The sequence below is a fragment of the Nitrospira sp. genome (genome assembly GCA_029194675.1).
Lineage (GTDB): Bacteria > Nitrospirota > Nitrospiria > Nitrospirales > Nitrospiraceae > Nitrospira_D.
The window spans coordinates 1-14482 of sequence record JARFXP010000002.1 but is presented as its reverse complement, the minus strand read 5'-3'; the positions used below and the strand labels follow the sequence as shown (position 1 = coordinate 14482).

The 14482-nt window shown below is 55.6% G+C and carries 15 protein-coding genes and 1 pseudogene; 3 read left to right on the top strand and 13 right to left on the bottom strand.

Annotated features, from left to right (window positions below; genetic code table 11):
- Positions 1-1592: 1592 nt before the first annotated feature.
- The 7 genes and pseudogenes from P0120_09060 to P0120_09030 all read right to left on the bottom strand — a co-directional run bounded on the left by P0120_09060 (position 1593) and on the right by P0120_09030 (position 5635).
- Positions 1593-2015 (bottom strand): annotated as a pseudogene (locus tag P0120_09060) (transposase).
- Between the two features lie 122 nt (positions 2016-2137).
- Positions 2138-2323, bottom strand: a complete 186-nt coding sequence (locus tag P0120_09055; protein ID MDF0674465.1) for a hypothetical protein — start codon at positions 2321-2323, stop codon at positions 2138-2140.
- Positions 2320-2466 (bottom strand): hypothetical protein, encoded by a 147-nt coding sequence (locus P0120_09050; GenBank protein ID MDF0674464.1) that lies wholly within the window; start codon positions 2464-2466, stop codon positions 2320-2322. The genes P0120_09055 and P0120_09050 overlap by 4 nt, the downstream gene beginning before the upstream one ends.
- An 8-nt stretch (positions 2467-2474) precedes the next feature.
- Positions 2475-2636 (bottom strand): hypothetical protein, encoded by a 162-nt coding sequence (locus P0120_09045; GenBank protein MDF0674463.1) that lies wholly within the window; start codon positions 2634-2636, stop codon positions 2475-2477.
- A 1079-nt stretch (positions 2637-3715) separates the two neighbouring features.
- Positions 3716-4126, bottom strand: a complete 411-nt coding sequence (locus P0120_09040) for a transposase (protein MDF0674462.1) — start codon at positions 4124-4126, stop codon at positions 3716-3718.
- The gene (locus tag P0120_09035; protein MDF0674461.1) at positions 4102-4884 is read right to left on the bottom strand and encodes an IS4 family transposase; all 783 of its coding nucleotides are present in this window, start codon (positions 4882-4884) and stop codon (positions 4102-4104) included. Before P0120_09035 ends, P0120_09040 begins: the two co-directional genes overlap by 25 nt.
- 454 nt (positions 4885-5338) lie before the next feature.
- Positions 5339-5635 (bottom strand): hypothetical protein, encoded by a 297-nt coding sequence (locus P0120_09030; GenBank protein ID MDF0674460.1) that lies wholly within the window; start codon positions 5633-5635, stop codon positions 5339-5341.
- A gap of 204 nt (positions 5636-5839) precedes the next feature.
- Between P0120_09030 and P0120_09025 the strand changes: the two genes are divergently transcribed.
- Together P0120_09025 and P0120_09020 are read left to right on the top strand one after the other, a co-directional pair.
- Complete coding sequence (locus tag P0120_09025; protein MDF0674459.1) at positions 5840-6397, top strand: IS1634 family transposase; 558 nt, start codon at positions 5840-5842, stop codon at positions 6395-6397.
- Positions 6381-6548, top strand: a complete 168-nt coding sequence (locus P0120_09020) for a hypothetical protein (protein MDF0674458.1) — start codon at positions 6381-6383, stop codon at positions 6546-6548. Before P0120_09025 ends, P0120_09020 begins: the two co-directional genes overlap by 17 nt.
- 911 nt (positions 6549-7459) lie before the next feature.
- On the opposite strand, the gene P0120_09015 is transcribed toward P0120_09020, so the two are convergent.
- The 3 genes from P0120_09015 to asnB form a co-directional block, all read right to left on the bottom strand.
- Complete coding sequence (locus tag P0120_09015; GenBank protein MDF0674457.1) at positions 7460-8395, bottom strand: ParB/RepB/Spo0J family partition protein; 936 nt, start codon at positions 8393-8395, stop codon at positions 7460-7462.
- Positions 8392-9174, bottom strand: coding sequence for a ParA family protein (locus tag P0120_09010; GenBank protein ID MDF0674456.1), 783 nt, complete (start codon positions 9172-9174; stop codon positions 8392-8394). Before P0120_09010 ends, P0120_09015 begins: the two co-directional genes overlap by 4 nt.
- Before the next feature lie 541 nt (positions 9175-9715).
- Positions 9716-11656, bottom strand: a complete 1941-nt coding sequence (asnB, locus tag P0120_09005) for an asparagine synthase (glutamine-hydrolyzing) (protein MDF0674455.1) — start codon at positions 11654-11656, stop codon at positions 9716-9718.
- Positions 11657-11921: 265 nt separating this feature from the next.
- Between asnB and P0120_09000 the strand changes: the two genes are divergently transcribed.
- A complete protein-coding gene (locus P0120_09000) occupies positions 11922-12890 on the top strand; it encodes a GTP-binding protein (protein ID MDF0674454.1) in 969 nt (322 codons plus the stop codon).
- A gap of 3 nt (positions 12891-12893) precedes the next feature.
- On the opposite strand, the gene P0120_08995 is transcribed toward P0120_09000, so the two are convergent.
- The 3 genes from P0120_08995 to P0120_08985 form a co-directional block, all read right to left on the bottom strand.
- The gene (locus P0120_08995) at positions 12894-13478 is read right to left on the bottom strand and encodes a phosphatase PAP2 family protein (GenBank protein MDF0674453.1); all 585 of its coding nucleotides are present in this window, start codon (positions 13476-13478) and stop codon (positions 12894-12896) included.
- A gap of 93 nt (positions 13479-13571) precedes the next feature.
- Positions 13572-14009 carry a hypothetical protein gene (locus tag P0120_08990; GenBank protein ID MDF0674452.1) on the bottom strand — a complete coding sequence of 146 codons (438 nt, stop codon included), beginning with the start codon at positions 14007-14009 and terminating at the stop codon, positions 13572-13574.
- Positions 14010-14099: 90 nt separating this feature from the next.
- On the bottom strand, positions 14100-14482 hold a 383-nt coding region (locus tag P0120_08985; protein MDF0674451.1), incomplete at its 5' end, for a TonB-dependent receptor.

Here is a 14482-nt window from a genome sequence, read left to right as displayed (position 1 = left end):
TCGTCGGCGGTGTCGATTCTGATCTGAGCTGCAGCAGTCCTCATCAGGATCAAGGCGAAGAGGACCAGTTAACACGTGTCCTCCGTCCCCTGGCACTGTCCCAGGCAATCGTCAGTCCTCGGTCATATCCACACGATGCACGCCAGGATGTCTCACTGCCAGGTGGTGCCACTCCCTTCATGGCTCAAGGTTGAGACGGATCGACCGTTCGGCTTTCGGATAAATGTATCCCGTGGGGAGCAGGCCAGACAGAGGAGATGTGCCAATCACTGCGTGTCGTGGTGATCGTAGTCGTGATTCAGTTCGCGGTACTGCAATAGGACTGGTGCATGGATAAGGTGGACAGTAGCCCTCCTCTACCATCTCGTCAACCAACCAATACCAATCATGGACGGATTCCACGGAGGTCCTTTGCACGGCAGCCCGGTAGATTTTGATCGCCTTGATGATCAGCGTGAAGTCATTGTGCAACCGTTTCTGAGGCAGCACCAGATCAGCTTCATCGATCACGACCACGCGGTTGTCGGCGTGGAGATCGTTTTCTACATAACATCCTATCTCACTATCTCACCCTCCTTGGCATAGGTGGAGACCTGTTACCGCACCGTGCGCGATGAACACTCGATTCTTCCCACAAGGAGCCTTTGCGATGACCAGCTGGAGTCCGCCTGATTGGAGGGCTGAGTAGCTGAAGCCGCTTAGTCTGTTCGGTTCAGAAGATCCATGGCCAAATCCGTGCGACGTGACGTGATTGGAGAGAACCAAAGTGATTTGTTGGACATGTCCAACAAGATTTCATCTCCTCATAGGACCTGGATCTAGCCCAACCTGAATTGCATGGTGTGCTTGAGACCGATCAGCGATTACTGAGGTGGATCCCCACGGCTTGATCTATCCTCCGTAACAGACTACTGCGGAGAGGACGGACATCTGTGGTCCCTGGTGCTTCTTCACGAAACCTCGTCGAGCCTACTCCGCCGTAGTAGTCGATGACTACGAAGGCTGGAAGCGCGTCCTCCTACACCAAGACTTCGGCATGCCTCCAATAGTCTATGACCGACGGGTCGGAGGACAGCCGCTCCAAATTCCTCCACAGCTTCATCCATCCTCCGTAGCAGATTATTGCGGAGAGACGGGCAACAGTGGCCTCCTGCGCGGACGGATGAACAATCTGAGCGATTCATGATTTCTACAGCTCGGAGGCAGGGCTATGACTCTAGATATTGGAGACTTCAGAAATTCTAAATTCTTGGGGACGGTCTATCTCCAAGCGCTGACGACCTCGACTCATGTTGATGTGAGACGACAGATATCGGCGCTGAGTTCTAATTCGCCACTGAATACACTCAGAACCCCCTGTGGCCTGAGAGGCGGTAGAATTGGCACTATTTCACGAGCAAGCGATCTAAGCTTGCTGTCCCTGTCGAGTTTCGCCGACCTTTCCCTGACTCAATCCGCATCGTGCACGCATCGTTTCTAGTCCTTCAGGCAATCCAGACTTCTCACTACATCCACCATGAGAGCTAGAGCGAAGCTTGGCTTCTGCTTCAGCTACCCATCGATAACTATGTCCCACTCTTACAACTTCTGCGTCATTTCCATGGTCTTCTCTTTCCCGAGCGGACGATTTCAGCCAGCTGTTGTATGGGATCGAGCAGACAGGTGAGGACGTTCAGGCACCGGTCCTCCTCATCGCATAAGCCGTCACCCAGCCGCTTCTGGACGCGGATCTTGTTGTTCATTCCTTCGACGAATCCTAAAGCGATGTTGCTCCCTGACTTGCGGTAGACCACAATACCATCCCAATGCCGGTCGATCATGTCGGCAATCTTCCTGTAGGGCTTCAGACCTTGTCGCTTCAGTACAGCGAACCAGTTCTCGAAAAAGCGACGCGCCAAGCCTTCCCGCTCGCAGGTCCGAAGCTGCCCAAACTCCTCCTTGAGGAGATGGCCTTGATTCAACCGCCTGCTGGCCTTCAGGGACACCCGCAGGCTTCGCCGACCATCTGACTGGCGGTTCTCCCGCCGCGAGCGTCGCGTAGACGTCTACCCCTTGATGAACCGCCGATCCTGTCCGTCACCATGCGATACTCGGCCTTGCCCACTGTGCCAAACGTCTCGCCGAGAGGCCTCAACATCTAGAACTCGTCGAACACGATAGCGGCTTGTGGCGCGTGCTTCAGCTTGCGCGTCGAGCCGGCGAGCACGTTCCACATGTCCATCACTGCCAGCAGTCTCTTCTTGGTCCTCGCCACACCAGTCACTGGCAGCACTTGTCCATACTCGATTTGGAGCGGTCCTTGCCCCTGAACCAGACTGCTCATAGCCGGTCCAAGTCGCTGACCACGAAGCAGGAGGTGTGTCCCTTGCGAATCGAGACCTCGCCGATCTCGGCTATGAGCTGAGCCGGAGTGATCAATTGACGCCACGGCTTCAGCATGTGCGGCTTGACTGAGACCTTGATCATGTTGCAGTTCAGCTTGACTCCCCGGTGACCTCCTTGATCATCATGACCCGACATCGCCGCCCCACGAAAGAGGCAAAGCGTTGGGTGTCGAACGGATGGTCAACCAACCGATCCAATGTTTCCTGCTTCACCTTGCCGCACGTCTTGCACTCGATAAGACGAATCTCCACCTCCAGGTAGCCTCCTGCCTGTCCCAGCGAGGCAGGTCGCGTACGTGCCGTATCACACGGTCGTATCAGAACAGAACGACCTACCATCACGTGCAACATACTGGTTTCCTCAGCCTGCACAGCTGGGTGACGCGGGCCTTCGTGTCACCGAAGATGCTCGGAACTCTTTGAATCGACAGGCAGCTGGACAAGGGGTAGGTGCCTAAGAGGCGTCGGTGTAGGCATCCGACCATCCTGTCAGTTTTCCCGATCCCATCACACACAACATTCAGCCCCTCTTCCCACAAAGATGTCTGGCTAGACGCTTCGTATACCCACCTGCCAACGGAGAGGAGCCCTTCTTAGATCGCGTGACGTGAATGATGACGGCCAGCTGATCCACCACCGTGTCGCAGACCGCAAGCCCTACCCTGTGGAGCGCGGCACACCCGCACAAGCTGCAGTCCCAACCAAGCTGTGAAAAGCAATGAGGACCTGACGAGATGTTGTTGGACATGTCCAACAACATCTCCCCCAACTCGTGCTATTCGTGACTGAGCAGGATTTGACAGTTGAATGGCGAACAAGAGAAGTATCTGGCGTGCTTGACCGAGACGGAACAGTCGGCGCAGCAGGATCTGCCTGCAGGGAATGGCCTAGCCGTATCGCGAGAGTCAGTAAGGTTCCCACTTCAATTGTGTCGCAATCGGAAGCCCCACCGAGGCGACCATCAATCGTTGATGGCACTTCCCTCGTTCATGAGTGAATATCGTGAACTGACAGCGGAGCCGTCTAGCCTGGTCGTGACCGATCCAATTCAGCCGGGAAGACTAGATCGAACCAGGCTCGCAGCCGCCACTCAAACCATTACGATGGTTGTCTCACGAAATCTATCACCAGACGGCAGAGGACAGAGTCGGTTCGATTGGTCGCATCGGTCTCGTCGAACGATTAGAGGTAGAGCCTGTCCAGATTCAAGACCTCTTTCGCACTGCTGTCCAAAATAGTCGGCTGTTTCGAGTTCTTCCCCCGTGAATGCGGCATATGAGACGGTCTCTGGTCACCCATCCAGTTCAGGTTGTCCGGTCTGCTGTCCAAGATCAGGTAGCGAATAGCCTCTGTTGGGGCGGCGCTGGTATGAGCAGCGGCCGTTCAAAGGGCGCATTGAGCCAGTCCCACAGATCCCGATAGGTCAACAGATTGAAGCGGAGCAACGCGGCCAGATTCGAGAGACTCCAGGGCCACGTGGACTTCAGCTGCAGAAATTTCAACAGCAGCATCGCGAGCAGGGCGATCCAGATTTGGACCTGTACGGCGTTCTCACTCGTGCCCACAAACGTCTTGATCCGGAGATGCTGTTTCAAGGCCTTGAAGAGGAGTTCGATCTGCCAGCGCTCCCGATAGATGGCGGCAATCGTGCTGGCCGCAAGCTGCATGAGAGTGGTCAGGAACCGTAGCGGCCGCTGCTGTCTCTCATCCCAGATCGTCACCTGTCGCAGGGGACCGAGCACCGGTCAGCCGCATGGGAACTGGTGAGACGGATCACCTCATCGACCAGCACCGGTCCGCGTGTCGGCACGGAGCGTTGCTCCAGCACTTCGTAGAGCATGTTGGTGCGGGGACGGGTGACAAATCCCACCTCGTCGACCGTCCAACGATGATAGCGGGCATAGTCGAGATACCCGCGATCGATCACCACGATGGTGCCTGGCGCAAAGGTGAGCTGTTGGGCGATCCGCACGTCGTTGGTGTCGCCGTCGGTCACGAGGGCCCAGCAGGGCAAACACCCCTGGTGATCCAGCTGCAGATGGAGCTTGATCGCCCCCTTCGTCCGCTGGAATCTGGCCCAATCGAACACCGTGGCACAGAGTTCAATGATCGTTGCGTCGAGGGTGCGCAAGGGGTGCTTGAACCGGAACCGGCGGCGCTTCAAGGCCGCGACGGCTTGGCAACGGGTGAGGACTTGATAGAAGAGCGTCTCGTACAGCTGCCAGGGCCGATGCGCATTGGCATAGGCCAGCGTGGACCGAGTCGGTGTCCGACGGATGCCAAGGTGGACGAGTTTGCCAAGGGCGGTGGCCAAGCCGCCACAGATTTCTCGAAGTGAGTGCGCACTACCCATCTGACAAAACAGCATCGCTATCAAGTGATCCCAGCAGCTGAACCCCTTGGCTGCTCGCTCAGCGGCGTGCTGTCGAACGGCCCGAGCGAAGTCCGCGCGATCGATCAGGGCGAGCATTTGCGCAAAGCAACTGGCGACGGTTACCATACTGCACCTCCGGCTTGTGGGTGCCACGGCGCGGGAACGCCGTGGATGGATGTGCGTTGAACAACCTATCCTACTCACAAGCCGGAGGCCTGCTGAGAACTTATTTTGGACAAGAGTGCCTCTTTCGGCTCCTTGATCAGATGCTCATCGTTCGCCAGCCTCTCGTGTATCTGCGCGACTCGTTCAACGGCATGAGGAGCACTGGCGACGAAAGACACAGTCCGAAGATCCGTGGCGCTTAATCAGCCACCGCTCATTAGCCGCGGATCACTCCATGAGTGGCTGACAAATACACAAATCGGGGCCACTGTCCTCGTCAGATCGGCAGCGAGGTCATCACGACCGAGATACTGAAGACGACAGACCATAAGTCATCCTCTTGGATACGCTGCGCATCACAATGGTAGCGAGGGATCGCAGGCCTTCAACATAGAGCAAGAAGGCCGTCACAAGGTTATCCAGCATGGGCGAGCACCAGACCGGTCCGGTGCCAGCGGACAGCGGCGTGACTGCTTGGGCCAGGAATTCCTGCACGCGGTTGACTGTACCAATATGGTTCGTTCGTAACGTGGCCCACAAGAGCCACCGCTGTTCGCCACGTGACCAGATGATGACAAGAGGGATGAGCGAGGCGCTCAAGGACGATGTTCAACGGCACACGCAACGGACCATATTTCTCACCCACCGTAAGGTGCCCTAACATGCCAAGGAGCATGGCGTCCAGGTACGGCTTGATGCGACGGAGTGACATCGGCCGCGACAAGGGGGTGCATATTAGGCCCCCGTCACCTGTACGAGCAGGTTAGGCGCTATCGCTTTTTGGCATGTACGCCTGCCCGACAGTCGCGACGGCACCGGTTGGAAGCACACCCTGCAGACGCTGACGGTGTACCGCCTGCTCGATCCTGGCAGCGAATGACACCGGCTGTGGCTTGAGCAAAGCGCCGCGGACGATCTGCCAGGCACGGACGTTCGGCTCGTGGAGAACAATGCGCTGTATCGTTACCTCGACAAAGTGCTGCCCCACAAAATGGCGCTGTTCCATCATCTGACCGAGCCCTGGCAAGAACTCTTCAGCGCCCAGTTCGATATCCTGCTCTACGACCTGACCAGCACCGGCTTCGAATCCTCACCACCGAAAGACGAGAGTGACGAGCTCCGCTACGGTTCCAATCGCAATAAACACTCCGACTGTTCGCAAGTCTCCATCGCTTTGGTCGTCACCCCGGAGGGTTTCTCTCTCACTCACGAAGTGCTGACGCGGAACATCGCTGACAAGACCACACTCAAGGGATTCTTGCAGCAGATTAAGGCGCAATGCGGCAAAGCGAAACGGACCTGGGTGATGGACCGCGGCATTCCCCTTGGCGAGGTGCTTGAGGACATGCGGGCAGCCGATCCCCCCGCCTATTACCTGGTTGGCATACCCGATGGCAGACTCCCCAAACTGGAGCACGATCTCCTCTATTTGTATTTTGTATTTGTCCTGAGCCTCGGTGCTCCAGGGCGTTAATGAGGAGCGATTGCCGCAGGAGGGCAAGCGGTCCCTGTTCGCCGAAAGTCGCGATCGTATCCACACGGAACGCGCCATGCGCCGGCGGCAGATCAAGATGGTCGTCAAACGACTGCAGCCACTCGAGCTGATGTGGCTCAACGACAGGTGACCGTTGCTGCTCAAGCTCGGTGCGGTTAAGAGACGTGAGTGAGCCACCTGACGGATGATCGACGTCGTCTTGCCCCAAGCCAAGGCCACCCGTCCTGCGGACGGGACGGCTTGCGGTGAACCCTCTCTTGGCCATCCTAGCTTCTCTTTCCGCCTCAATCGGAAGAAGCTGCGAGCGCTGTGTCGGCGCGAAGGCCGCTCACTATTGCGCACCAATCTCTGCGGGCGAGACCACGAAGATCTCTGGCAGTTCGCTATCCAGCTAACTGCGATTGAGAAGACGTTCAAACCCTCAAGGACGATCTGCCACTGCGTCCCATCTACCACCAACTCGAACGCCGCATCGACGCGCACATCTTAGTCGTCTTTGTGGCCTCTTGTCTGCCCATCACCTTAAGGACACAACACAAGTCCTTGGTGCCAAGTCTCACCTCGCGTGTCGTGCCCAATAAGCTCGCGGGCATCCAGATACTTGATGTCCATTCTCAACCATCGATAGCCGCACTTTTATCTTGAGCCGTTACATAGAGCCCAAGCTATAACCTCAACTGCTCCTGGACCGATTCCATCCTCCTTTCCTCTGCAACCACGACCGCGAATGGACATCGCTGGACAACCAGTGCGCTGACCTCATTTCATCGTTGTCCACTTCACATTCACACGCCTTCAGAACCGATTAGCCATCCCAGTTGAAAAGGCAGGCTAAGTCGTGAAGGGTGGCAAAGAATGGCGAGGTGTTTTGTTGGACATGTCCAACAACATGTTCGCCAACTCATGTTTTTTTGACTGGGTTCAGCTGAAACGGCAGGATGTCAATCTGAAAAACTAATGGATGGCAAAACGATTATTGTGTAATGAGTGGTCGCCCCCCTCCCCATCATGGGATTGGAGAGGGGAACCTATAGCAGGGGGTTACTGGAAAATGATCTGGTCAATCTGACATTGCCGCGCAGGCACTTCCTCCTGCTTCCCATCCGCAAAATGGACGATGAGGTGGTTTGGTTGCTGCGGTGCGTGATGCAGGTCCACCGTTCCTGATCGATCCTGAAAGATGACGATCAACGAAGGCATTGTTGTCGCCGGACTGAGCATCCGCTCCTCGCTCCCTTGCTCACCTTTCGGTGAGGCGATGCTTGATCTTCGTGGGCCTCTGAGTTTAGCAGATAACGCCGACACCGTCGCACGTGTAATCTCCTGAGCAGTGGCACACCATCGCTCGACGTCCTTGGGAAACTCCTTGTGCAGATTTCGCAAATCGTAGAGCGTCTTCGCTGAGAGACATTTTCCAGACGTATAAATCTCCTCAATGCAACCCGGAGGGTCGATGAGCGCTAAATGATTCGTGACCATGGACCGATTCACCCCAAGGAGTTCTGCAATTTGCGCCTGCTTCTCCCCTTCGTCCATCTTTCTTTTGATAAACATCGCCAGTTCACGAGGTTTCAGATCTTCCCGCTGCAAATTCTCGATGACTTGCTGGTAATCGGTATGCGACCGATCGACGAACGCGGGAATCGTGGGTTTCCCGGCAGATTTGGAGGCCCTGAGTCGGCGTGCTCCAAAATTCAAGACCCATCGTTTCTGCTCGGTGGGGTGAGGACGGATCGACACGGGCGTTTTGACTCCGTGCAGCCTGATACTATTCTCCAATTCCTCCATACTCACCGCATCGAATTCTTGGCGTGGCTGGGCTGGATCTTCATCAATGTCCTTGACCGGAATTTGAAGCGGGCGCCCTAAAACTTCAGCCGTCACGGTCCGTTCTTTGGCGATCGGATCGGAAGTGGGAGCAGGAGCGGTACGATCAAGAGCCGTGAGATCCAGTGTTGCTGTGATTGGCTTTTTCATTCTGTAACCCCCATCGTATGAGCAACTTTATGAAAGATCGGTTTGAGATGCATCCACGCATCGCGTGAACTCGTTTTTTGCAATGTCCAGATGGGCGCCCCCATCGCCTGGGCTTCAGCCACAGCCGTGCGCGAGGGAATGGCGGCCATACGTCCATCATCCAGTCGAATGAACAGCGAGGCAAAAGCCGTACAGAGCTGTTCGAAATTGGCGCGTTGAAAGGGAGTGGGCTCCACAAGGTTCGGAAGGAGACCAATGAATCGAAGATCTTTATTCAATGTACTTTGTATCTTTAAGACCTGCGCCCGTAGCGCGGCAATGCCATCGACGGCCTCTTGATTCAATTGAATGGGCGACAGCACAAAATCACCCACCACGAGCGAGGCAAGTACACGAATATCGGGGTTCGGATTCGTGTCAATAATAGCCACATCAAACCGGTCATCTATTTCGTTCAGGAAGAGTTTGAGGTTCGTCGCGAATTGGTTGTGATCTTCTTCCCGTCTTTCGAGTCTCAAGAGATCACCGTGCGACGGGATCACCACGAAGTTTCCCTCCTCAATAGTGGTGACATGTTCGGTCAGCAGTTGATTGGCTGTGGTCGTCGAGGTGGTGGCCAGGTTCGACATAATGATGTTTTTCGACGTGTTCCCCTGATGGTCCAAGTCAATGATCAACACTCGTTTCTTGAGGTATTCGACGAGAAAGTACCCAAGTTGGCAGGCAATCGCCGTTTTCCCCACGCCGCCCTTCTGATTGGCTAGGACCAACGTTTTCATCGACAGTTCTCCTTTTTCATGGGCCGGTGAATGCTACATGAAACCTACCCAGCTGAACTCTGTTTGAGGCATAGCACTTCCTCAAATTTGTTTGGAAGACGCTCTACTACATTTCGGACCGGAGCAGTACCCTAGGCAGGAAGAATTGTCAATCCTCTTCCTTCGTGAAGAGGCCCGATATTTCTTACTTCGCTCCATCAGTCCGGTACCGAGGTTCGATGAATGCCTTGAACCCAATGGGCGGATGATGGATGAGATGTTCCACAATGGGTTGAAGCCTCGTGTCTTCAACACCTGCGGAGTCAGCAGGCAGCAGACTGGTCACGCGAACTTCGGATGATCCAACCCAGGTAGGATGTATGCGGTCATTCTCCAGACATTCGTGACTACGATCCTGATGTCGGAACTATCCCCAAGTCTGCACTATTCGGATTCTCTCGTCATGCCTAGCCGGCCGGTAGTGAACTGTCAGATCGTAACCCCGATGCTGCGGACGGCGTTCCGTACAGCGGTAAAAATACAGTGGTCACGCATTGAAATGTTACGAACTATCGGCCTCTACCACGCTCTTGTGCCATTCTTCAAGCAGAACCAGCTTATAGGCGAAATAGAGGTCCGACAAGCGCCGTTTAGACATCTCCAGAACATGATCAATTTTCGCGCTATTCAGGATACCGGCTCTCGTTAGGCTGTTTTCGTACAGATTGTTACCATAACGCGCGACGACGCCCGATAACCATTTCCATGTCGGAGGTTGGAAGCCGGTTTTTCTCCGCCTCAGCACTTCCTCGGGGAGAAGACCCTTCAAAGCCCCGCGCAACCAAGCTTTGTGCCATAACGTATGATCATGCTGCTTGCTGCGCAACGCCATGACAAGTTCAATGAGTCCCACATCAAGGAATGGAAAGCGTGTTTCCACACCTACACTCATGCTCACACGATCTCCCAGTGAGAGACAATTGGACACAAGCCACGTGTCGAACAGCATCCGGATGACCGCGGCCGGCATTTGCTCCACGTTGCGTGGGCCGATATCAGTCGGTCTGAACGGATTCTGCTCGCTGATCGTGCGCATGGCTGGACCATAGGCACCGTGCTTAATATCAAAAGTCTCTCTGAAAATGAGATCGGCCGCATAAAAGTGCAGCTGCTGAACCGGCTTCGGCAAGGTTCCCACTCCATACAACAACGAGGCCCAGCGCTGACACAGGGAAGGAGCACGAGGATAGCACATCATTGTACCGAGAAATCGCTGCAGGCCTGGTGAAGCCGTCAGAGGGATGATTGCATTCAACATCGGCGAAGTTGCCAGGATCTGGCTAGTGGTCAAGGCCTGCGTGACCCAACCATACCCCCAGAAAAGCTCGTCAGCACCCAGACCGTTGAGCAGCACCTTAATACCCAGATCGGCTGCCGCCTTGGGCACAGAGTAATGTCCGAAGGCCGCAGAGTCCGCTATCGGTTCATCCATGGCACGCACAAGCTGTGGGAAAAAATCCACGAAGTTCTCGACAGGTAACTCCACCTCGTGGACGATCATGCCCAACTGCTCAGCCAAACGGCGCGCTTGCTCGCGCTCATCATAAGGAGGACGGCCAGGATACCCGACGGAAAATGCGTGTAACGGTTCGGAGGAGTGTTGTTGCGCCAGAGCGGCAATGGCCGCGGAATCGATCCCACCGGACAGCGCTACTCCTACAGGCACATCGGAACGCAGAGTCAACTTTACCGCCTCTTCCAGGGCTTCACGAATGCAACGCAGCATACCGGGACTATCCATCGGCAAGCCGCTGATTTTCGGCGGCTCCTCTACACTCCAATAGCGCATCGGTTCGGCAAACCAGTTGTCGAGCGACAACATGAGCGTATGACCTGCCGGAATTTTCTGCACACCTTGAAGCAGGCTCAGCGGCTCAGGAACATACTGATAGTGCAGGTACATATCCACTACCGACGGATCAAGCGCGGGGCGTGATGCCAGCATCGGCAGGAGTCCCTTTAGTTCCGAAGCAAACATGAGACACTGATTATCTCTGTGATAGAAAAGAGGTTTTTCTCCGCAGCGATCGCGCGCCAGGAAAAGGCTTTTCTCTCTTCGATCCCACAATGCGAACGCAAACATCCCACGAAAATGCGACACACACTCGCGTCCCCAGACCTTGTACGCCGACAGGAGAACTTCGGTATCGGAATTAGTGACAAACCGTTCGCCCTTGGTTTGGAGTTCCGCGCGAACTTCGAGATAGTTATAGACCTCGCCGTTGTACGTCATGACATAGCGGCCATGCTCGTAGGTCATTGGCTGATGCCCGCCTTCGGTCAAATCAATGATGGCGAGCCGAGTGTGTCCGAACTGGATATGAGAATCGGTGTACACACCGGATCCATCAGGGCCACGGTGGGCCAATGTGATTAAGTCATTCTTCGTAAAAGACGATCGGTGAGCCGGTTGTCGATAGAACCGCCCGAGAATGCCGCACATGGATTCAGGCCTTTCGGTGCGAAGTGAGCGGAGAGGCAAGAGACCTGGTGGATAAACGTAGGTATAAATAAGCCATATCCCCAGCTCTATTAAGCACAGGGTGAGCTGGGTCGTCAATAATGGACGCCATTTGTTACAGCCTCACGCCGCCGGCTATTGACGGGGCCATTGCCGGACAACCGGCGCAGCAGAATCTTCCACCTCCCCGCCCTTCATGTTCTGGACCTATCCCGGTACAATAGTACGTGCTTGATCAAGGATGAGTATGACCTTCACTCCAGCCCCCTTCTACATTCTCTGCGGCTCGCTCGGCGCCGGGAAGACCACGCTGCTGATGCGGCTGCTGGAGTATTGGAAAGCACAGGGCCAACGAACCGGCGTACTGATGAACGAAGCCGGATCGATCAGCATCGATGGTCCTCGGGCCGGAACGCTCGCCGAACAAGTCATGAACCTCGCCGGCGGCTGTGTCTGTTGCGATACGAAGGAGGATCTCTCTTGGGGGATTGCGCAGCTGGTGCGCGATCATGGATCGGATGTGCTGATTCTGGAATGCTCAGGCCTCGCCGATCCGGCTGAAGTGATCGATGCGGTGACTGATGCCTATACGGCCCGGTTGGCTTCTCTTGAACGAGTCATGGCCCTTCTGCATCCGGTATCGGCGGAGGAAAGTCACTCCGCCGCCTATGTGACGACACAAGCCATCCGTTGTGCCGATGAACTGATCTTGAACAAGCGGGACCTCTATGTCCCAGGCCATTGGGAGCGGTTCCGTGCCGCCATCCTCGAACAAAACCCCTATGCTCGCCTATGGGAAACGTCGCACGCGCGCCTCGATGCCGCCGACCTGTTGGCTCCGCATCCCTCACCGAAACCAGCAACTCCTACCAATGTGCAATTCAGTAAGTCGCGAGTTGCCTCACATCAGCGAGCGCCCTACCATCCCATCGCGACCACGATCCCGTTGCCCGGCCCGCTCAATCGTCGGAGGTTTCTGGCCTGGATCAAAACCTTCCCAAAAGAACTTGAACGGGCGAAAGGCTATTTCCGATTCGCGCAGGAACCGGAGCTGCAGGAATTCCAGTATGCGCCGCCGGGGCAGGCCACAATCACACCGCTCACTCTCTTGGATGAACCGGAGCCGACGCTGGTGCTGATCGGGAGGGGATACGATGTGGACCGTCTGGGGGCTGAGCTCTTAGCCACGGTGGAACACCACCAGAGGACTTCGTAAGCTTTAGGACCGCACATCCACTTCCTTGATCGGCCTCACAACCCCTTCCAATTTCTTCCTGAACCTAGGCCATCGCAGTAGCGCCCAGGCGGCCCCTCCACCCAGTGCCCCTCCGAGCATCCATCCACCGAGCACATCGGTCACGTAATGTGCGCCGACATATACCCTTGCAAATCCAACCAGCGCGACAATCGGCCAACTGACCCAGCCGGACTTGGGATAGAGAACTTGCAAGAACGCGGCGACAGCCGCTGTGTTGGCCGCGTGATTCGACGGAAAGCTGAATAATCCTCCACACCCATTCGGCTCGATCTTGACAGATTCGCTGAGCGCTCGGCATGGCCGGACTCGTTCAAAAACCCATTTGAGCTGGCCGCCTGCGAAATCTGAAAACCCGACCGCTGCTCCTAGAACTGGACCTCCAAACAACGCCTCGCGCCTGTTGGCCCAGATCCAATAGACACCGGCGCAAGCTCCGGGAACATAGAGCAGGCTGCGGTGTCCCAGTTGCAGAAAGAACTGATCGGCAACCGCTGACCGGCCTGCCAGCCCGTTGATGGCCAGGAATAGAGATTCGTCCCAGGTCATGATCAGTCACGAGTCATTGGTCATTGGAAAACACATTATCAGAATTTTCCTTGTCTCTGTCCAATGACCGTTGACTAATGACCAGTGACCTTCCTATCTGGTTCTGAAATGAATGCGAACGGTCACCTCGCCGTCGACTGGCTCGTCCCCTTTCATTTGCGGCTCGAAGGTCCATTTGCCGAGCGCATTGATTCCGGCAGTCGTGAGCTCTCGATGTCTGCAGGGTTCGAGTACCACGACGGTGACCTTCGCATGTTTGGAGACTAACAGGCGGGCCTTCATCCAATCATCGAGTTCTTGGCCTTCGAGCGAGGCGGGAATGCCCGGCCAGGGAGTGGACTTCGCGACAGGGCCCAATTGTTGGTCTTTGTTGAGGGGAGCCCCATGGACATGCACTTCCGGCAACTCGAGAACATCCTCCTGATGGTCGCTCTCGTGCGTATCTTCACCGCCCGCCGCCGCGCACGCTGGAACGGGAACTAGATACATGACGAACGCGCACGCTGGAATAGCCGGCCATAGCTTCAACACCGTGTCACTCTCCCCCATTGCCTTAGGTTTTAGACTGAGGAAAAAACATATTCTGCCTTAACCTCGACCTTGACCTCAACCTTCTCCTCCTCAGAAGAACCATTGCCCACGGAAGAAAAATGAGCGTGGCATTCCCGCATGGGCCACACCGAGCCCGATGCTGCCCTCACCACTGTTGTAGAAATATTGTTGATCAAACAGGTTGATAATATCAAACCCAAACAGCAGTTTCTGTCCATGCCAGGGCAGCGGGATCGTATGCGCAAGGGACAAATTATAGACCGTATACGAGGGCTCGTGCGAGGAATTGGTCTTTGCACCTTCCTCCGCGGTTCGCAATCCATAACCGTAGAGCATTTGTCCGGTGATGATGGTCCGCTCCAAGAGGCGATAGGTCAGCACGGCCGAACTCGTCACAAACTGTGAGTGATCGCACCAGACTCCACTGCTTGACGTGATGTCGTTGATTTCCG

Coding starts and splice junctions, on each gene's coding strand:
- P0120_09055 (MDF0674465.1), bottom strand. CDS start 2,323: ATGAGCAGTCTGGTTCAGGGGCAAGGACCGCTCCAAATCGAGTATGGA.
- P0120_09050 (MDF0674464.1), bottom strand. CDS start 2,466: ATGATCAAGGTCTCAGTCAAGCCGCACATGCTGAAGCCGTGGCGTCAA.
- P0120_09035 (MDF0674461.1), bottom strand. CDS start 4,884: ATGGTAACCGTCGCCAGTTGCTTTGCGCAAATGCTCGCCCTGATCGAT.
- P0120_09030 (MDF0674460.1), bottom strand. CDS start 5,635: ATGTCACTCCGTCGCATCAAGCCGTACCTGGACGCCATGCTCCTTGGC.
- P0120_09015 (MDF0674457.1), bottom strand. CDS start 8,395: ATGAAAAAGCCAATCACAGCAACACTGGATCTCACGGCTCTTGATCGT.
- P0120_09010 (MDF0674456.1), bottom strand. CDS start 9,174: ATGAAAACGTTGGTCCTAGCCAATCAGAAGGGCGGCGTGGGGAAAACG.
- asnB (MDF0674455.1), bottom strand. CDS start 11,656: ATGTGCGGCATTCTCGGGCGGTTCTATCGACAACCGGCTCACCGATCG.
- P0120_09000 (MDF0674454.1), top strand. CDS start 11,922: ATGACCTTCACTCCAGCCCCCTTCTACATTCTCTGCGGCTCGCTCGGC.
- P0120_08995 (MDF0674453.1), bottom strand. CDS start 13,478: ATGACCTGGGACGAATCTCTATTCCTGGCCATCAACGGGCTGGCAGGC.